The organism is Streptomyces rectiverticillatus (assembly GCF_013394065.1).
Taxonomy (GTDB): Bacteria; Actinomycetota; Actinomycetes; order Streptomycetales; family Streptomycetaceae; genus Streptomyces; species Streptomyces rectiverticillatus.
On sequence record NZ_CP040752.1, the window covers coordinates 2999602 to 3018085 of the forward strand.

Below are 18484 nucleotides of genomic sequence, written 5' to 3' on the forward strand. Positions count from 1 at the left end.
CTCCCGGCCGCCCTCGAAAAGGCTAGGCAGCGGAGGACTCCCGCTCCTCCCCCTGCGGTACGAACCGGGCGGCCGGACGAGCAGGAGAAAGCCGGGAACGTCCCCTAGGGGATACGGCGTTGCCGGGCTCGTTCTTCTCGGGGTTGACGGACCCCGAGCATGCACCCTGCCGCTACGTAAGGCTCAAGTGAGACCCTGACCGACGAATGCGTGCAAGGGGAAACGAACCTCGGGGGCGGCATGGGTGGCACGGGCGGCACGGGCGGCGGCACAGGCGACAAGAACACATCGGAACCGTCGGAGACGAAGGCACCGGACGCGGCGCCGCCCGCCGTCGCCCGCCGTGGCCCCGTCGTCGCCGCGCTCATGCTCGCCATGGCCCTCGCCGCCCTCGACGGGACCGTCGTCTCCACGGCCGTCCCCCAGATCGTCGCGGACCTCGGCGGCTTCACCGTCTTCTCCTGGCTCTTCTCCGGCTACCTCCTCGCCGTCACCGTCACCCTCCCCGTCTACGGCAAGCTCTCGGACACCTTCGGCCGCAAGCCCGTGCTCCTGGCCGGGATCGTGCTCTTCCTCCTCGGCTCGGCCCTGTGCGCCGCCGCCTGGAGCATGCCCGCGCTCATCGCCTTCCGCGTCCTGCAGGGCCTCGGCGGCGGCGCCCTGCAGGGCACCGTGCAGACGATCGCCGCCGACCTCTACCCGCTCAAGGAGCGCCCCAGGATCCAGGCCAGGCTGTCGACGGTCTGGGCCACCGCCGCGGTGGCCGGGCCGGCGCTCGGCGGCCTGCTCGCGGGGTACGCCGACTGGCGCTGGATCTTCCTCATCAACCTGCCGGTCGGCGCGGTCGCCCTCTGGCTCGTCAAGCGCCACCTCCACGAGCCCGCTTCCCGCACCCACGCGCGCCCGCGCGCGCGTGTCGACTGGCCCGGTGCGCTCGGCGTCTTCGCCTGCGGCGGCCTGCTGCTCTGCGCGCTCGTGCAGGGCGGCGTCGCCTGGCCCTGGCTCTCCCCGCCCTCCCTCGCGCTCTTCGCGGGCAGCGCGGTGTGCGCGGGCGTGACCGCCGCCGTCGAACGGCGCGCCGCCGAGCCGGTCATTCCCGGCTGGGTCTGGCGCCGCCGCTCCATCTGCGCCGTCAACCTCTCCTTCGGGGCGCTCGGGCTCCTGATCATCGCGCCGACCGTCTTCCTGCCGACGTACGCCCAGGCCGTCCTCGGCCTGGGGCCGATCGCCGCCGGGCTCGTGCTGTCCGTGATGACGCTGAGCTGGCCGATCTCCGCCGCCCTGAGCAGTCACGTCTACAACCGCATCGGGTTCCGCAGCTGCGCGGCCCTCGGCATCGGCCTCGCCGCGCTGATCCTGCTGTCGTTCCCGCTCCTCCCGCACCCGGGCGCCGCCTGGCAGCCGGCGCTGGTGATGCTGGCGCTCGGTGCGGCCCTCGGCCTGTTCCAGCTCCCGCTGATCGTGGGCGTGCAGTCGTCGGTGGGCTGGGCGGAGCGCGGCACCGCCACCGCGTCCGTGCTCTTCTGCCGGCAGGTCGGGCAGAGCGTCGGGGCAGCGCTCTTCGGGGCCGTCGCCAACGGCACGCTCGCCGCGCACCTCGCGGACGCCCCGGCCTCCGTACGACCCGGGCTGCCCGCGGACCTCGACTCCGTCTCGCGCGCCTTGGAGCACGCGAGCACGTCCCTCACGACGGAAGCGGCCGGATATCTGCGGCAGGCCGTCTCCGCGGCGGTCGATCATGTCTATCTGGGGGCCGCCGGCGCGGCCGGGCTGGCTCTGCTCGCCCTTCTGACGCTGGCGCCACGGCACTTCCCCGTGCACGCGGGGGACGCCCCTGCAGAATCCGCCACAGACAAATGCGAGGAAACGGGCAAAGTGGCGGGAGTTGGGGAGGAACGAAGGGCGAATAATACGTGAAGGCGGCCATCGGGCAAGACAATTGGGGCCACAGGGAATTAGTGTTCGGGGTCATGGCCGAGGGGGGAAGTCGTGCACCCCCTTCGCACGGGCCGCAGGTCTCCGAAGGAAGCAGCATCGTGAAGATTCTCCCTACGCGCGCTGCCAGCGTCTCCCGGCAGGGTCTGTGCACGGCCCTGCTCGTAGCCAGCCTCACGGCAGCGGTCGGCGTCAGCCCCGCGCACAACACCGCGGACTCGGACGACCCCGCCAAGGACCCCAAGAACCCGCAGGGCCTGCCGCACGGCACCCCCAACCTCACGCTGCCCGACCTCAGACCCAAGGGCCCCGGCGGCCTGCCCGGCGCGCGCGGCGACGGCAAGGACGACGCCAAGGACGCCACCACGGGCATCCCCGCGACCGCCCTGGACGCCTACCGCAAGGCCGCCCAGCGCGCGGCCGCCGACCTGCCCGGCTGCCACATGCCCTGGGAGCTCATAGCCGGCATCGGCAACGTGGAGACGCACCACGGGACCTACCAGGGCACCCGCATGACGTCCGACGGCACCACGGACAAGCCCATCCTCGGCCCGCAGCTCAACGGCAACGGCTTCGCCGACATCAAGGACACCGACCGGGGCGCGCTCGACGGCGACACGGTCTACGACAAGGCCGTCGGCCCCACGCAGTTCCTGCCGTCCACCTGGGCGCTCTACGGCGCCGACGGCAACGGCGACGGCAAGAAGGACCCCAACAACATCTACGACGCCGCGCTCGGCACCGCCAAGTACTTGTGCGCGGGCGGCAAGGACATGAACCGGGCCGAGGATCTCGACAAGGCGATCCTCAGCTACAACCCCTCGCGCGAGTACGTGAACGCCGTCACGTCCTGGATGCGCGCCTACAAGGAGGGCAACGTGCCCTCCCTGCCGGACCATCCGGGCAAGCCATCGGGCAACACGCCTGCGGGGAGCGGGACTCCGGCGGTTCCGTCGGCGCCCTCGGCTCCGGGGACGCCCAAGCCTTCGAAGCCTGCGCCTCCTTCAAAGCCGGCGCCGCCGTCGAAGCCGACACCGCCGTCGAACGGCGGGAACGGCGGGAACGGCAAGCCCGGCGGAGACAAGCCGGGGGGCGGCACCGGCAAGCCCGGCGACGGCGGCACCCACAAGCCCCCCGGTGGTGGCGGCGACAACAAGCCCGTCCCGCCCGCCCCCGCGAGCCGTCTGGAGCGCATCGGCGACAACCGCGCCTGGGAGGCCTACGCCGGCGAGGCGTTCAAGGAGAAGGCCCGCGTCCTGGCCAAGGACAAGTCCGGCAAGCCGGTGGCGGACGCCCGCGTACGGTTCGAGGTCGGCGGCGGGACCGGGGCCGCGTTCGCGGACGGCTCCACCACGATCACCGTCTCCACCGCGAAGGACGGCACGGCCACCGCGCCGGGCGTCGTGGCCGGGCTCAAGAGCGGCGAGGTCACGGTGACCGCGACGGTCGTCGGCCGGGACGTCCCGGCGGTCAAGTTCGCGGGCACGGTCAAGGTGCGGGCGGCGAAGCAGATCGATGTCGTCGGCACGCCCGAGCTGAAGGCCGCGCCCAACGGCGCGTTCGCCGACCGCATCCAGATCAAGGTCCTCGGCGAGGGCGGCAAGGACGTGATCGGGGCGGGCGTCACCGTCTCGGTGACCAAGCCCGACGGCAAGACCGTCCCGGACGGCGGCCCCTACTTCAAGGGCACCGACGGCAAGCCGGTACGCATCCTGAAGGCGGGGACGACGGACAAGGACGGCGTCCTGACGCTCCCGAAGCTGCTGACGGACGACAAGTCGGGCGCGTACGCGCTGCGCTTGGAGACGGCCGACGGAGCGGTGCTGATCATCCAGCTGATGGTGACGGCGCCGGGGACGTCAACGCCTCCGGCAACGCCGACGGCTCCGGCGCCGAAGCCGACCGCGTAGCCCCTGCGCCGCACGGCACCGCCGGACTCCGCCGTCGTGGTTGCGCGCCGCGGCGGCGGATCCAAGGGTGCGGACACCGTTGGCCTGCCTGCAGTACGGAGTCGGCTGCGGCTGAGCCGCAGGATGCCGCCGCACCCTTGGCTCACAGCTCAGGTGAAGGATGCGGCCGCAGCCTTCATTCCGCCGCGACGGCGCCCAGTCACAGCGGCAGTGCCCGGCGGTGCCGGACCCACCTCCGCCCGGCGGGCACCGCCGGACTCCGCCATCGTGGTTACGCGCCGCGGCGGCGGATCCAAGGGTGCATGCACCCTTGACCCACGGCCCACAGCCCACAGCCCACAGCCCAGGTGAAGGATGCAGCCGCATCCGTGCGGGGCCCGCCGCGCAGGCGGTCAGGCGTCTCCCGCGCCCAAGTCCTCCGCCACCGGCTTGCCCGTGAGGGCTGCCAGGCTGTGGCGGACATGGGCCATGTGTGCGCGCAGTTCCTCGCGGCGTTCCTCGTGTTCGCGCAGGATCCGTTCCACGTCGCGCACGACCCGCTCCTCGCGGACCCGCGCCTGCGCGATCAGGGCGGCCCCCTGCGCGTCGGCGTCCTCCTGCCCGTGCCGCGCCGCCTCCTCCGCCTCCGCGTAGCGCCGCTGCGCTTCGGCCAGGGCGTTGCGCGCGTACTCGTCCATCGCCGCGATGCGCGTGTCGAGCGCGGCCTCCCGCTCGGCGATCTCCCGCCCCGCGGTCTCCCAGCGCTCGGCGTGGTCCTTCTCCTGCTCGGCGAGGGCCGCGGCGGTACGTTCCCGCATCTCGGCGAGCGCCGCCGCGGCGTCCTCGCGCCGCTGCTTGGCGTCCCGGCGGGCGACGGCCACGACATCGTCGGCGACGGTCTCGGCGGCGACGAGCGCCTGCCGCGCCCATTCGTCCGCCTCGGCGCGCAGGGCGGTCGCCTGCTCGTGCGCGGCGTCCCGGACGGCCCGCCCGTGCGCTTCCGCCGCGTCCATCATCTCGGCGGCCGCGGCCTCGGCCCGCTCCCGCAGCCCGGCGGCTTCGGCCTGGGCGGTGAGGAGCAGGCCCTGCGCCCGCTGGCCGAGCGACTCGTACGTCTGCGGTGGGAGCTGCGCCACCACCTGTCCGAGGCGCTGGGCCTCCTCCTCCATCTCGCGCGCGAGTACGGTCAGCCGCGCCACCCGCTCCCAGGCCGCGTCCCGCTGCCGCGCGAACTCGGCGAGAGCGCGATCCACCTGCTCGGGCCGGTAACCCCGGCCCCGTACGACGGAGAATCCGTCGGGAGACACCGATGCACTCATCCTTGAAGCCCCTTATATCCCGGATGTCCGGTATGTGACGCAGTCTGGCGCACATCATCCCCGGACCACGGGAAGTGCCGATGACGCGACACTCCGCCCGCTCCTTGTGTCAAGGATGCGCCAACCTACGACACGGGGCGTCCGACCCTCATACCGGATCGGACGCCCCGCGCCCTCAACGCCCCGCCGCCGCGGCTAGAACAGGCCGTCCCACATCTGCTCCACCAGGACCGACCACCAGTTCTCCGGCGACGCCAACGCGGCCGTGTCCAGCGCCATCAGCTGTTCCTGGAAATCCACCGTCCAGCGGCCCGCCTGCTCCGGCGTCAACCCGTAGCGCCAGCGCCACATCTTCCCGAGCAGCGCCAAAGAGCGAACGAACTGAGGCAGGCTCGTGTTGACGAACTGCGGCGGAACGGACGAACCGCCCGGCCCCGCCTCCAGCGGCACCGCCACGATGTGCGCCGTGCCGTACTGCACGCACAGCTGCTTGCCGAAGTCCGTGCCCATCACCAGGTACGAGCCCGCGTCCGGCGCCGCCTGCACCCGCCGCTCCGCCGCCAGCTCCGCCAGCGTCGGCACCGGCCGGCCCGGCTGCGCCTGGCCCCAGAAGAACGGCCCGCAGTCCACGGGCACGCCGGCCCACACCAGCGTCTGCGCGACGACGTCCGGTACGCCCTGGCGCGACACCGCGCGCTGCTCGAACCGGAACACGCCCTGCGGGCCGAAGGACTCGGCCAGTTCCCGGGCCACCACGTCCGGGCCGACCGGCGGCGCCTGCTGCACCTGGCCGGGGTGCGGCAGCGGGACCCGGTTCGGCGCCGGGCGGGCCGGGCCGTCCGCGACCTGGTGCAGCTCGCCCTGATGCTCGATCAGGTGCCGGACGCCCTGCTGGCGCGTGGCGTGGTCGCGGCCGTACGCGGCCGTGTGACTGACCGTCGCCTGCGGCCAGTTCTCCCGCACCATGCGGGCGCAGTAGCCGCCCGGGCCGTCGCAGGACTCCAACTCCGTGTGCAGCTCCAGCACCTGCTCGCGCGGCACGTTCAGCGCCATCAGCTCGTGCAGGATCTGCCACTCCGGGTGCGGCGTGCCCGGCGCGCTGCGCCGGATGAGCTGCTGCTCGGAACCGTCGTGCGCGCGATAGCGCAGGACCGCCATGTAGCCCGGGCCGACGGTCGGCAGACCGCTGGGCGCCTGGGGGTAGCCGTACGCCGGGGCCGGGCCCGGGGCCTGCGGAGCGGCCGGTCCCTGGGGAGCAGCAGGTGCCTGCGGCGCCGGGGGCATGCCGGGCCCGCCGGGGCTCGCGAGCATGGTGGCGGCGTGGTGCACCCCACCGGGGCCCGCGGGCGGAGTGCCCGGGCCCTGCGGCGGGGTCCCCGGGCGGCCGGGGGCGGCCGGGGGCTGACCCGGCGCGCCGGGGGCACCGGGAGCACCAGGGGCCGCCGGTCCGCCGGGCGCACTGGCGAGCATGGTCGCCGCGTGGTGCACCCCGCCGGGGCCGGCGGGGGGCGGCGCGGGCTGACCGGGCGCGGCAGGCGGTACGGGGGCGCCGGGCGCGGCGGGCGCGGCACCGGGCATGCCCGGCGTGCCGGGACCGGCGAGCATCGTCGCGGCGTGGTGCACCCCGCCACCGGGCGCGGCGGGCGCACCGGGCGGCGTGGGAGCGCCGGCACCCGGCTGCCCCGGAGCCCCGGGAGGCGTCGGAGCAGCGGGCGCGGCAGGCGCACCGGGCGGCGTCGGAACGCCCGCGCCCGGCTGCTGCTGACCGGGAATCCCGGGCACGGCCGAAGCAGCGGCGGCACCGGGGGCGCCGGGAGCAGCGGGAGGCGCCGGCGGCATGGGAGCCCCGGGCCCCTGCGGAGCACCGGCACCGGGCGCAGCGGGCGGCACCGGAGCGCCGGGCTGCCCGGGCACGTAGGGCGCACCGGCGCCCGGACCCGGAGGCGGCGGAACCGGAGCCCCGGGTGCACCGGGACCAAGAGGCGGCGGAACGGGCGCACTGCTGGCTCCCCCGCCCGCCGGCAGGTCGTCGATCGCGGGCGCGATCGCCGTCTTCGGCAGCGCGCTGCCGGACGCCATCAGGGCCGTCTTCGCCTCCGGGCCGACGCCCGGCGGCGGCGTGTCGTCCTCGTCGGTGCCCGACAGGGCAGGCGCCAGCACCGTGGCGGGCAGGCCCACCGAACGGTCGTCGCCGTCATCCGCCGTGTGCGTATCGGCCGCCGCCCACGGCGTGGCGGGCTTCGGCTCCCCGGACGCCGCAGCAGGAGCGGACGCTGCAGGAGCGGGAGCGGGTACAGGCGCGGGCGGCGCAACAGGGGCTGCAGGGCCGTCAGACGCAGCCGACGCCGCAGAAGCAACCGGCTCGCTCGGCGTGCTCGGTGCGCTCGGCGCAGGCGCAGGCGGCGGCACGGGCGCCGGCCCGCCCTGCGACGCATCCGAGGACGCCCCCGAACGCGCCGCCGCAGCCGAGCCCCCGGACGTGTCGGACGTACCGGACGCACCGCCGGACGTACCGCCCGAAGTCCCCCCGTCCGTCCTGCGGTCCGGGATCCCCATCGCGTCCGCCGCGTCCTGCAGCCACTGCGGCGGGCTCAGCAGGAACGACGTCGCGTTCAAGTCCAGCCGCTTCGGCGGCTCGTCGGACGGTTCCGGTTCCTCCACGGGCACGGCCCCGTACTCCTCTTCGTAGCGCCGGATGACCTCGCCCACCGGCAGCCCCGGCCACAGCGTCGTCTCCCCGCTGTCCCGGGCGATCACCAGCCGGACCCGGCCGGCGTCCGACGTCGGACCGTCCTCGCGGTCCTCGGCCCACACCACGAAGCCCAGGTCGAACTCGCGGACCAGCACCTCCCGGTGCTGATACGCCGGCACGTCACCGTTGGCCCAGCGCTCACCGCGCTCCTGCGCCTGCGCGAACGTCACCACCGCGCGCTCACCCCTCCACCGGGACGGCGTAGGCGAAGCCGCCGTCCACCATCAGGCCGGCGACCGTCTCCAGCTCCGGCGGACCACCCGCCAAGCGCGACAAAAACACGTCGAAGTCCTCACCACAGGGCAGCAGCAGCCGCTCCACCCGCTCCTGCACCGTCCAGCCGTCCTGGTCGCGCGCGTCGTCGTAGGGGCAGAACCACACCGAACCGATCGCCTCGCCCTTCACCTTGACGGCGAGCACGCCGCCCTGGACGAATCCCACGCCCAGATAGTCCTTGGTGAAGTGGTCGCGCAGACACTTGTTGACGTAGACGAGGTCGTTCACGGCCGCCTCGTCGCGCACGGTGAAGAACGGCTGGTCGATCAGCAGACCCAGCTCCGCGTCCAGCGCGGCGCCCACCGGGGCGCACCCGCCCGCGGCCTTCAGGAACGCCCGGTACGCGCCCGGGAGGCGGTAGCCGAGGTCCTCCTCGACGCCCTGCACCTGCTCCTCGGTCACCGCGAGGTCCCGCTGCGGCAGCACGAAGTGCACCGGCCGGGTCTCCTGCAGCGGGCGCGTGCCCCGCTTGTCCTGGTCCACGGCGGCCGTCGCCAGCCCGCCGTGGTGCCGCAGCAGCGCCTTCACCTCCGCGGGCACCAGCTCCAGCCGGCGCGTGCCCACGACGTGGTGCCACGTCCAGCCGTGCGGCGTCGCCACCGAGGGCAGGCTGGCCCACAGCTCGTGGCCCGCGGCGTGCAGCGCCGCGTTCGCCGACACGTAGTCGGTCAGCCGCAGCTCGTCCACGCCGAAGCCCTCGGGCGGTTCCGCGATCTCCGCGGCCGCCCGTGCGTACGGCGAGAAGTCCGGACGGCCCTCGTCGTCCATCCGCACTCCCTTGGGATAGCGGCTGGCACGGACCGGGTCCGGGAAGTGCACGACCTGCCCGGCGTAGGCCGCATTCGGTGGCGCGGCCTGCTGCCCGAGCCGACCTGTCGTCATGGCGGAAGCCCCCTGCTGACTGTGTGTCTCCGAAAGGCCCAGACGAACGCGGCGGTCGCCGCGAGTCACCGGACCCCCGTCCGGGCCACGGGGCGGCCCGGCCGGCCGGTGTCCCCATGGCCGAGAACACCCCGTGCGGCACAGCCTATGCGGTACCGCAAGGAGGGGACCGCGCCCCGGTCCGCCCGCACCGCCCCCGCCCGGCCGCCGGCCCGGCCGTCACGCCCCGTGAACCCCTCCCGGCCGCCGCACCGCCGGCCCCACCGGTCCGGTCATCCGACGCATGAACATCACACGGCGCCCCGCCAACCCCGACCTGACTTCCGCACCTGCCGTCCCGTTTGGCAGGCTGATCTCCGCAACAGGGGGATTGCAGGGAGGGAAGAACCACCATGCACACGACTCAGGACCGACCGCCCGCCGACGACCACGGCACGGCGGCCTCCGGCGACCCCCGGCTCACCTGGAGCACGGAGGACGCCGACCGGCCCCCCGCCCTGCTGCACCGCCGCGACGGCATACTGCCCGCCGTGGCCGCCGCCCTCTCCGTCCGCGGCGAGACGCTGACCTGCACCGCGGGCAAGGCCGAGGTGCCTCCCGCGCTGCACCCGCTGGTCCAGGACTTCCTCGACACCCTCACCAGCGAGCGGCGCGAGCGCTTCACCGGCCGCTGCCCCGAGGCGCTCCTCCTGACCCGCTTCCTCGGCGCCTTCGAGAGCGCGCGCAGCAAACGCGCCGCCCGCAAACCACTGACCCACGGCGAGGCCCGGCGCGCCCTCAAGCACGCCAAGCTCACCGCCCGGCACATCCGCGAGGACGGCGACCCGCGGCACGGCGCGTACGCCCCGCCCTGCCGCTCCTGTACGGCGCTGCTGAGCCACTTCGGCGTACGCAGCGTCGACCTCGCCGCCCCCGCGAAGGCCTCCCCCGCCAAGGCCGCCATCTCCAAGGCCGCCATGACGAAGGCCGCCATCACCAAGGACCGAGGCTGACCGACATGCGCGCCTTCGACCGCACCGCGGCCACCCGCTTCCCCGCCGCCGTGGACGCCGCCCTGCGCGAGGCCGGGTGGCAGCCCGGGCGCTGGGACATCAAAGCCGCCGAGAACTGGGCCGACGCCCTGCGCGCCCACACCTCCCCGGCCGGGCACCGGCACACCGTCTTCCCGGCCGCCGTCGAGGCCTGGGCGGAGTTCGGGGGCCTGCACATCGCCGGGACCGGGCCCGGGCGGCACATCGCCCCCACGCCCTTCCACATCGACCCGCTGCACGGGCTCCACCTCGCGCGCACCGTCGCCGACCTGGGGCGCGCGCTGGGGGCCGATGTGTGCCCGCTCGGGCAGGAGGCGGACGGGCAGGCGCTGCTCGCCATCGACGCCCACGGCCGCGTCTACAGCCTCGACCACACCGGCGACTGGTACCTCGGCTCGGACATCGACCACGCCATCGCCACGCTCGTCAACGGCACCCGGCCCTCGCGGCTGTCGGCGGGCATGGGACGCCGCTGACGTACGCCTTCCCCTCCACGGTCACTGCGCAGGCTCCGGAGCCGGGGGAATGAGCTGACCGGAGCAACGCGAACCGGCCAAAAGCCGGGCGAGAACCGGCCTTGTTCGGAACCGGCCCCGGTCAGGCCGGCGTGCCCCCGCTCTCCACGATCGCCGGGATCACCGCCGACACCCGGAAGCCGCCCGCGTCCGTGGCACCCGACACGAAGACCCCGCCCAGCGCCGAGACCCGCTCGCGCATCCCCACCAGGCCGTTGCCGCCGCTCGGCAGGCCCGGCGCAGCGGCGCCGCAGTCCGACGGCCCGTTCTCCACCTGCAGCGCGACCTCGTCCTCCCGGTGCGCCACGCGCACGACGGCCTTCGCCCCCGGCGCGTGCTTGTGGACGTTGGTCAGCGCTTCCTGCACCACGCGGTACGCCGTGCTCTCCACCCGTGCGCCGTACGCACGCTCCACGCCCTCCACGGACAGCTCGACGGCCATGCCCGCCGCCCGCGACTGGCCGACGAGATCCTCCAGACCGTCCAGACACGGACCGTCACCGGACGCAGACCCCTCGCCCACCGGGGCGGCGGTCCCGCCCGCGGCACCGGCGCCCACGCCCGCGGTCACCCGCGCCGAGGCCGCCGCCGAAGCCGCCGCCGCGACCTCCGCCAGCCGCCGTGAGTCCGCCGCCGAGGACGCCTCCGGCACCATGCCCTCGGAGGAGGTCCGCAGCACGCCGAGCATCTCCCGCAGCTCCGTCAGCGCCTGCCGGCCCATGTCGCCCACCAGGCCCGCGTTGCGCGACGCCTTCTCGGGGTCCTTCAGGGCCACCGCCTGCAGCGCGGCCGCGTGGACGACCATCAGCGACACCCGGTGCGCCACCACGTCGTGCATCTCGCGCGCGATCCGCGTGCGCTCCTCGTTGCGCGCCCACACCGCGCGCTCCTCGGCCCGCTCCGCGAGCAGCGACAGCTCGCGCTCCAGGCCGTCCGCGCGTTCCCGCAGGCTCTCCACGAGCCGCCGCCGCGCCCCCACGTAGAGCCCCAGGAGCACGGGCGGCGCCGTGAGCCCCAGCGCCACCAGCGCCGCGAAGAACAACATCATCCAGGGGCCCGGCTGGTACCCCTCCCCGGCGGCTATGTCGCGGTGGAACTTGATGAACGTCACGAGGAACGTCCCCGCCACCGACACCCCGGCGAGGAAGACGGTCAGCCGGCGCGGTGCGTCCGACGCGGCCAGCGTGTACAGGCCGACGATGCCGAGCAGGAAGCCCAGCTCGGCCGGGGTGATCGCGATGCCCAGCAGCACCACGGCCACCGGCCACCGGCGCCGGAACAGCAGCGTGCCGCCGACGAGCGCCCCCACCACGATGCCGAGCACCACCGGGCCCCCGTGCTCGTCCGCGAATCCCGCACCCTCCGCCGCGCACTCCAGGGCGGACACCAGCGCCAGCACGACGTCGAGCACCATGCTGCGCCGCCGCGCCCACCACCAAGGCCCGTCCGGCGCGCCACGCACGCCCGCCTCCGCGTTTGCCCCCGTTGTGGTCATACCACCCAGACTACGGAAGCCCGCCACCCCATTTCCTGTCCGTTCCCGCCCTCGCAGCCCGGCCGACGTGCCCGGCACCGTCGCGTCGACGGGCGGCCGTACGGCATAGTGTTGGCTGCAAGCGCGTCCGATCAAGTGAATCGGACATCACGGGCGAACCATCCCGGGTCGTCTAATGGCAGGACAAATGATTTTGGTTCATTGAATGAGGGTTCGATTCCTTCCCCGGGAGCTCCAGGCAAGGGTCCTGACCGCCAGGTCGGGACCCGCCCGCGTTTCGGCAGTAAAACGCACCGGTATCCTTCGGATGTCCACCACCCGAAGCCGAAGGGCACACCCGTGAGCGCCAACCGCCCGGCAGCCGTCGTCGTTCTCGCAGCGGGTGAGGGCACCCGCATGAAGTCGGCGACCCCCAAGGTCCTGCACGCCATCTGCGGACGTTCCCTCGTCGGCCACGTCGTCGCCGCCTCCCGCGAGCTGGACCCCGAGCACCTCGTCGTGATCGTCGGGCACGCACGCGAGCAGGTCTCCGCACACCTCGCACAGATCGACCCCGAGGTCCGCACCGCCGTCCAGTACGAGCAGAACGGCACCGGCCACGCCGTGCGCATGGGCCTCGAGGAGCTGTCGAACAGCGGGATCGCCCTCGACGGGACCGTGGTCGTCGTCTGCGGCGACACCCCGCTGCTGACCGGCGCCACCCTCAAGACCCTCAGCGACACCCACGCCGCCGACGGCAACGCCGTCACCGTGCTGTCCGCCGAGGTCCCCGACGCGACGGGCTACGGGCGGATCGTCCGTGACGACAGCGGCGCCGTGACCGCGATCGTCGAGCACAAGGACGCCACGGCGGCGCAGCGCGCGATCCGGGAGATCAACTCCGGGGTGTTCGCGTTCGACGCCCAGCTGCTGACGGACGCGCTCGGCAAGGTGCGCACGGACAACAGCCAGGGCGAGGAGTACCTGACCGACGTCCTGGGCATCCTGCGCGAGGCCGGGCACCGCGTCGGCGCCGCGGTCGCCGGCGATCACCGGGAGATCCTGGGGATCAACAACCGCGTCCAGCTCGCCGAGGCCCGCAGACTGCTCAACGAGCGGCTGCTGCACGCGGCGATGATGAGCGGCGTGACGGTCGTGGACCCGGCGTCGACCTGGATCGACGTCACCGTCACCTTCGAGCCCGACGTGCTCGTCCACCCCGGCACCCAGCTGACCGGCGCCACCAGCCTGGCCACCGGCAGCGAGGTCGGGCCGAACACGCGCCTGGCGGACACCGCCGTCGGCGCCGGCGCCCGCGTCGACAACACCGTCGCGGACTCGGCGCTGATCGGCGAGGGCGCGACCGTCGGCCCGTTCGCCTACCTGCGCCCGGGGACGAAGCTCGGGGCGAAGTCGAAGGCCGGCGCGTACGTCGAGATGAAGAACGCCGAGATCGGCGAGGGCACCAAGGTGCCGCACCTGTCGTACGTCGGTGACGCGACGATCGGCGAGTACTCCAACATCGGCGCGGCGAGCGTCTTCGTGAACTACGACGGTGTGAACAAGCACCACACGACGATCGGCTCGCACTGCCGCACCGGATCCGACAACATGTTTGTGGCTCCGGTCACGATCGGGGACGGCGCGTACACCGCCGCCGGCTCGGTCATCACCAAGGATGTGCCCCCGGGTTCGCTGGCCGTCGCACGTGGACAGCAGCGGAATATCGAGGGCTGGGTGGCACGTAAGCGCCCGGGAAGCGCTGCCGCACAGGCCGCTTCCGCCGCTCGCCGGGAGACCGACGGCGAGCAGTGACCGTGACACGGGGGCGCCGTGCGGGGCGTACCGTGATAAGCGCACACAAAGCGACATCCAAGGAGACTGTGCTGTGACCGGGATCAAGACGACCGGCGAGAAGAAGCTGATGCTCTTCTCCGGCCGCGCCCACCCCGAGCTTGCCGAGGAGGTCGCGCACCAGCTGGGCGTCGGCCTGGTCCCGACCAAGGCATTCGACTTCGCCAACGGCGAGATCTACGTCCGCTTCCAGGAGTCGGCCCGCGGCGCGGACTGCTTCCTGATGCAGAGCCACACGGCCCCCATCAACAAGTGGGTCATGGAGCAGCTGATCATGCTCGACGCGCTGAAGCGCGCGTCGGCCCGCTCCATCACCGTGGTCGTGCCGTTCTACGGCTACGCCCGCCAGGACAAGAAGCACCGCGGCCGTGAGCCGATCTCGGCCCGCCTGATCGCCGATCTGTTCAAGACGGCGGGTGCGGACCGGATCCTCACGGTCGACCTGCACACGGACCAGATCCAGGGCTTCTTCGACGGCCCGGTCGACCACCTGTTCGCGCTGCCGATCCTCGCCGACTACGTGGGCGCCAAGGTCGACCGCGAGAAGCTGACGGTCGTCTCCCCGGACGCCGGCCGCGTGCGCGTCGCCGACCGCTGGTGCGACCGCCTCGGCGCCCCGCTCGCCATCGTCCACAAGCGCCGTGACAAGGATGTCGCCAACCAGGTGACGGTGCACGAGGTCGTCGGTGACGTGAAGGGCCGCGTCTGCGTCCTGGTCGACGACATGATCGACACCGGTGGCACGATCTGCGCCGCCGCGGACGCCCTGTTCGCCAACGGTGCCGAGGACGTCATCGTGACGGCCACGCACGGTGTGCTCTCCGGTCCCGCCGCGGACCGCCTGAAGAACTCCAAGGTGAGCGAGTTCGTCTTCACCAACACCCTGCCGACCCCGGGTGAGCTGGAGCTCGACAAGATCACGGTGCTGTCGATCGCCCCGACGATCGCGCGCGCCGTGCGCGAGGTCTTCGAGGACGGCTCGGTCACGAGCCTCTTCGAGGAGCAGTAAGCCTCAGCGGTAAGCCCCTCCGGGCGCAAAAACGATCACTCTCTGATCGATTTCTTGGCGGCCTCCCCCGCCGGGTACACTCCACGAGTTGCTCGGCGAGGGAGGCCGCACTCATGTGCGGCGGTCCGTTATCGACGCGCTCTTCGTAGCAGGTCCGTATGAGGCCGGGTAACGGTCCATCGTTCGACAGCTCACGAGGAGTGCACCATGGCTGAGATCAAGATTCCCGCCCAGGTCCGTGCCGAGTTCGGCAAGGGCGCCGCCCGTCGCATCCGCCGCGCCAACCAGGTTCCCGGCGTCATCTACGGCCACGGCGGCGAGCCGGTCCACGTCACCCTGCCGGGCCACGACCTGATGATGGCTCTGAAGACCCCGAACGTCCTGCTCTCCCTGGACATCGAGGGCCGCGACGAGCTCGTCATCCCCAAGGCCGTCCAGCGTGACGCCCTCAAGGGCTTCCTCGAGCACGTCGACCTGCTGGTCGTCAAGCGCGGCGAGACCGTCACCGTCGAGATCCCGGTGCAGACCGAGGGCGACCTGGCCCCCGGCGGCAACCTGCTCGAGCACACCCTGACCGCCCTGCCGGTCGAGGCCGAGGCCACCCACATCCCCGAGGCCGTCACCGTCTCCATCGCGGGCCTGGAGGCCGGCGCCTCCGTCCTGGCCAAGGACGTCGTCCTGCCGGCCGGTGTCACCCTGGCCGTCGACGCCGACGCCGTCGTCCTGCACGTCGTCGCCGGTTCGACCGAGGCCCCGGCCGAGGCCGAGGGCTCCGAGGCCTGATCCTCGCCCCTCCCGGCTTTTCTTTTCGACCGCCGTCCCGCTCCACCGGAGTGGGGCGGCGGTCGGCTTTGAGCGGTTGGCTATGAAGGAGACATGCAGATGACGGACGACTCCAGCCCCTGGCTGATCGTGGGCCTGGGCAACCCCGGGCCGGAGTACGCGGGCAACCGCCACAACGTGGGGTTCATGGTCGCGGACCTGCTCGCGGAGCGCATGGGCGCGAAGTTCAAGGCGCACAAGGCGCGGGCGCAGGTGGTCGAGGGCCGGCTCGGCGCGCCCGGGCTCTCCAGCCGCCGGGTCGTGGTCGCGAAGCCCATGTCGTTCATGAATCTGTCCGGCGGGCCGACGGCCGCGCTGCGCGACTTCTACAAGGTGCCCGCCGACCGGGTGATCGCCGTCCACGACGAGCTGGACATCGACTACGGGACGCTGCGGCTGAAGCTCGGCGGCGGCGACAACGGCCACAACGGCCTGAAGTCGATCACCAAGGCCCTGGGCCCGGACTACTGCCGCGTCCGGTTCGGCATCGGCCGGCCGCCCGGCCGGATGCAGGTGGCGGACTTCGTCCTCAAGGACTTCTCGTCCACCGAGCGCAAGGAACTCGACTACCAGGTGGACCGGGCCGCGGACGCCGTGGAGTCGCTGATCGTGGACGGCCTGGAGCGGGCGCAGAACACGTACAACATCTGAGCCCGAGGCGCGGGCGCGGCTCGGCCGCGGGCTACGGCCTCGGGCACGGCGCGGGCGCAGCGCGGGCACGGCGCGGGCACGGCGCGGGCGCAGCGCGGGCGCGGGACTACGGGCGCGGGCCCCGGCCCCGGCTCGACGGCGCGTCGAGTCCCGCTCCATGACGGCTCGTGAGAATGCCCGTCATGAGGATTCTTTTCGTAGCCGGAGGCACGCCGGATGCAGTTCTTCCGCTCGTTGCTGCGGCGCGAGCCGCCCTCGTGGCAGGGCACGAAGTCGTCCTCGCCGGGGCCGCGGACCTGGGCGGGGCGGCGGAGGCGGCCGCCGGGGCCGGGATCGCCACGGAGGCCGTGACGGCGCGGACGACGGCCGAGGCGCTCGTGGACACCGGGGGCAACCCCTTCCCCGTGCCCGAGGACCCGCACGAGCGCCTGGTGCTGCGCGGCCGCTGCCTGGGGCGGCTCGCGGCGTGGTGCCTGGCGGGCCTGCCCGCTCTCGCGGACCGCCGGCGGCCCGACGCGGTGGCCGGAGTGCCCTCCGCGTTCGCCGGCCCGCTGGTCGCAGCGCACGCGAAGGTGCCCTACGTGCAGCTCACCGCCGGCCCGGGCGAGCCACTGGCCGTCGCCCTCGCGGCCGCCGCCGAGCTGACGCCGCAGCTGGAGGGGCTGGGCCTGTACGCCCTGCCGCGCCCCGATCTGAGCGCGGACACGCCGGAGGCGTTCGTCGCGGCCCTCGCCCGGCTGGGCTGACGGACGACGGACGACGGACGACGGATGACGTCCGCACCGGCCCCGTCGAGGCGTCGTCGAGCGCGGCTCGACACCCGCACGCGACAGTCGGGGCCATGAAGATTCTGTTTGTGGGCGGCAACGGGGCGGGGACGCTCTTTCCCCTCGTCCCGCTCGCACAGGCGGCCCGTAACGCCGGTCATGAGGTCTTCATGACCGGCTGCGAGCCCGTCGTCCCGCTCATCCTGGACGCCGGGCTGCCCGCCGTCGCGGTCACCCCCAAGGCCGTGACCGACTTCCGTATCCCCCCGCTGGGCAACACCGAGCCGGTCTCCGAGACGGGCCAGGACTCCGTGATCTCGATCGGCCGGATGTTCGGCCGCTTCGCCGCGGACTGCCTGGGCGGGCTCCGCGAGCTGGTGGACGGCTGGCGCCCGGACCTGGTGGTGGGCGGGGCGCTGGCGTACGCGGCGCCGCTCGTCGCGCAGTACGCGCGCGTGCCTTACGTCCACTTCCGCACCGAGATGGGCGAGCCGCTGCTCGTGACGCTGGCCGCGACGATCGAGCTCGGCGGCGAACTGGAGCAGGCGGGCCTGACCGCGCTGCCCGCCCCGGCCCTCACGCTCTCCTCCTGCCCGCCGTCCATACGCCCCGCGCACGCCCCGCCGGCGCTGCCGGTGCGCCACGTCCCGTACACCTCCCAGCGCACCGTCGAGCCGTGGATGCACCGGCGCGACGGCCGGCCGCGCATCCTGGTGAGCGCGGGCAGCCGGGTGACGCCCGAGCAGGACTTCGACATCCTCCAGGGCCTGGTGCGCGAGGTCGCCCCGCTGGACGCCGACCTGCTGATCGCGGCGCCGGAAGGGGTGGCCGGCAAGCTGCGGCCGCTGCCGGCGGGGGCGCACGCGGGCTGGATCCCCCTCGACGTGGCCGGGTCGTCCTGCGACGTGATGGTGCATCACGCGGGCGGCAGCACGACGCTCACGGGCCTGGCCCACGGCGTGCCGCAGATCCTGCTCACCCACATCAAGGGCCTGGAGTACCCCGCCCGGCTGGAGGAGCTGGGCGCGGCGAAGCTGATCCGTGCCGAGGACGACGGCGCGGAGACCATCGCGGCCGCGATCGGCGAGGTGCTCGGCGACCCGGCGTACCGGCGGGCCGCGGGGCGGCTGCGCGAGGAGGTGCTGGCGATGCCGGCGCCGCCGGAGGTCGTCGGGCGGCTGGAACGGCTCGCGGCCGGGGCGCGCCCCGTGCCCGGCGGGCCGCCGTCCCGCCCTTGACCTCAAGTCGGCTTGGGGTTCCAGGATGAGCGCGACACCGACGCTTCATCAGCATCGACCGACTACACAG

Annotated in this window: 14 protein-coding genes and 1 tRNA gene; 11 read left to right on the forward strand and 4 right to left on the reverse strand. The window is 73.6% G+C overall.

Going from position 1 to position 18484, the window contains the following annotated elements:
• Positions 1-240: 240 nt before the first annotated feature.
• Positions 241-1917 (forward strand): MFS transporter, encoded by a 1677-nt coding sequence (locus FGW37_RS12850; protein WP_179081192.1) that lies wholly within the window; start codon positions 241-243, stop codon positions 1915-1917.
• Between the two features lie 119 nt (positions 1918-2036).
• Positions 2037-3845: a lytic transglycosylase domain-containing protein gene (locus FGW37_RS12855; RefSeq protein WP_179081193.1), complete on the forward strand. Its 1809-nt coding sequence runs from the start codon at positions 2037-2039 to the stop codon at positions 3843-3845.
• Positions 3846-4237: 392 nt separating this feature from the next.
• On the opposite strand, the gene FGW37_RS12860 is transcribed toward FGW37_RS12855, so the two are convergent.
• The 3 genes from FGW37_RS12860 to FGW37_RS12870 all read right to left on the reverse strand — a co-directional run bounded on the left by FGW37_RS12860 (position 4238) and on the right by FGW37_RS12870 (position 9053).
• Positions 4238-5143 carry a coiled-coil domain-containing protein gene (locus FGW37_RS12860; protein ID WP_179081194.1) on the reverse strand — a complete coding sequence of 302 codons (906 nt, stop codon included), beginning with the start codon at positions 5141-5143 and terminating at the stop codon, positions 4238-4240.
• A 195-nt stretch (positions 5144-5338) separates the two neighbouring features.
• Positions 5339-8068 (reverse strand): SUKH-4 family immunity protein, encoded by a 2730-nt coding sequence (locus FGW37_RS12865; RefSeq protein WP_179081195.1) that lies wholly within the window; start codon positions 8066-8068, stop codon positions 5339-5341.
• A gap of 7 nt (positions 8069-8075) precedes the next feature.
• Positions 8076-9053 carry an HNH endonuclease gene (locus FGW37_RS12870; RefSeq protein ID WP_179081196.1) on the reverse strand — a complete coding sequence of 326 codons (978 nt, stop codon included), beginning with the start codon at positions 9051-9053 and terminating at the stop codon, positions 8076-8078.
• Between the two features lie 392 nt (positions 9054-9445).
• On the opposite strand from FGW37_RS12870, the gene FGW37_RS12875 reads away from it, so the two are divergent.
• A complete protein-coding gene (locus tag FGW37_RS12875) occupies positions 9446-10045 on the forward strand; it encodes a YwqJ-related putative deaminase (RefSeq protein ID WP_179081197.1) in 600 nt (199 codons plus the stop codon).
• A gap of 5 nt (positions 10046-10050) precedes the next feature.
• Positions 10051-10560 carry an SUKH-3 domain-containing protein gene (locus FGW37_RS12880; protein WP_179081198.1) on the forward strand — a complete coding sequence of 170 codons (510 nt, stop codon included), beginning with the start codon at positions 10051-10053 and terminating at the stop codon, positions 10558-10560.
• A 121-nt stretch (positions 10561-10681) separates the two neighbouring features.
• On the opposite strand, the gene FGW37_RS12885 is transcribed toward FGW37_RS12880, so the two are convergent.
• On the reverse strand, positions 10682-12094 hold the full coding sequence (locus tag FGW37_RS12885) for a sensor histidine kinase (protein WP_179081199.1): 1413 nt from the start codon (positions 12092-12094) through the stop codon (positions 10682-10684).
• A 161-nt stretch (positions 12095-12255) separates the two neighbouring features.
• Between FGW37_RS12885 and FGW37_RS12890 the strand changes: the two genes are divergently transcribed.
• The 7 genes from FGW37_RS12890 to FGW37_RS12920 all read left to right on the forward strand — a co-directional run bounded on the left by FGW37_RS12890 (position 12256) and on the right by FGW37_RS12920 (position 18414).
• Positions 12256-12326, forward strand: a tRNA-Gln gene (locus FGW37_RS12890).
• 107 nt (positions 12327-12433) lie between these two features.
• The gene (glmU, locus tag FGW37_RS12895) at positions 12434-13888 is read left to right on the forward strand and encodes a bifunctional UDP-N-acetylglucosamine diphosphorylase/glucosamine-1-phosphate N-acetyltransferase GlmU (protein ID WP_179081200.1); all 1455 of its coding nucleotides are present in this window, start codon (positions 12434-12436) and stop codon (positions 13886-13888) included.
• 73 nt (positions 13889-13961) lie between these two features.
• Complete coding sequence (locus FGW37_RS12900; protein WP_030365148.1) at positions 13962-14936, forward strand: ribose-phosphate diphosphokinase; 975 nt, start codon at positions 13962-13964, stop codon at positions 14934-14936.
• 207 nt (positions 14937-15143) lie between these two features.
• The gene (locus tag FGW37_RS12905; protein ID WP_179081201.1) at positions 15144-15719 is read left to right on the forward strand and encodes a 50S ribosomal protein L25/general stress protein Ctc; all 576 of its coding nucleotides are present in this window, start codon (positions 15144-15146) and stop codon (positions 15717-15719) included.
• A gap of 99 nt (positions 15720-15818) precedes the next feature.
• Entirely contained in the window at positions 15819-16409 is a 591-nt protein-coding gene (pth, locus tag FGW37_RS12910; RefSeq protein WP_179081202.1) for an aminoacyl-tRNA hydrolase, read from the forward strand.
• A 257-nt stretch (positions 16410-16666) separates the two neighbouring features.
• Complete coding sequence (locus FGW37_RS12915; RefSeq protein WP_179081203.1) at positions 16667-17155, forward strand: hypothetical protein; 489 nt, start codon at positions 16667-16669, stop codon at positions 17153-17155.
• A gap of 95 nt (positions 17156-17250) precedes the next feature.
• Positions 17251-18414 (forward strand): glycosyltransferase, encoded by a 1164-nt coding sequence (locus FGW37_RS12920; protein ID WP_179081204.1) that lies wholly within the window; start codon positions 17251-17253, stop codon positions 18412-18414.
• Positions 18415-18484: the final 70 nt, after the last annotated feature.

Excerpts from the sequence above, each read along its gene's own strand:
- FGW37_RS12875 (WP_179081197.1), top strand. The coding sequence starts at position 9,446 with ATGCACACGACTCAGGACCGACCGCCCGCCGACGACCACGGCACGGCG.
- pth (WP_179081202.1), top strand. The coding sequence starts at position 15,819 with ATGACGGACGACTCCAGCCCCTGGCTGATCGTGGGCCTGGGCAACCCC.
- FGW37_RS12920 (WP_179081204.1), top strand. The coding sequence starts at position 17,251 with ATGAAGATTCTGTTTGTGGGCGGCAACGGGGCGGGGACGCTCTTTCCC.
- FGW37_RS12850 (WP_179081192.1), top strand. The coding sequence starts at position 241 with ATGGGTGGCACGGGCGGCACGGGCGGCGGCACAGGCGACAAGAACACA.
- FGW37_RS12870 (WP_179081196.1), bottom strand. The coding sequence starts at position 9,053 with ATGACGACAGGTCGGCTCGGGCAGCAGGCCGCGCCACCGAATGCGGCC.
- FGW37_RS12905 (WP_179081201.1), top strand. The coding sequence starts at position 15,144 with ATGGCTGAGATCAAGATTCCCGCCCAGGTCCGTGCCGAGTTCGGCAAG.
- FGW37_RS12860 (WP_179081194.1), bottom strand. The coding sequence starts at position 5,143 with ATGAGTGCATCGGTGTCTCCCGACGGATTCTCCGTCGTACGGGGCCGG.
- FGW37_RS12885 (WP_179081199.1), bottom strand. The coding sequence starts at position 12,094 with ATGACCACAACGGGGGCAAACGCGGAGGCGGGCGTGCGTGGCGCGCCG.
- FGW37_RS12880 (WP_179081198.1), top strand. The coding sequence starts at position 10,051 with ATGCGCGCCTTCGACCGCACCGCGGCCACCCGCTTCCCCGCCGCCGTG.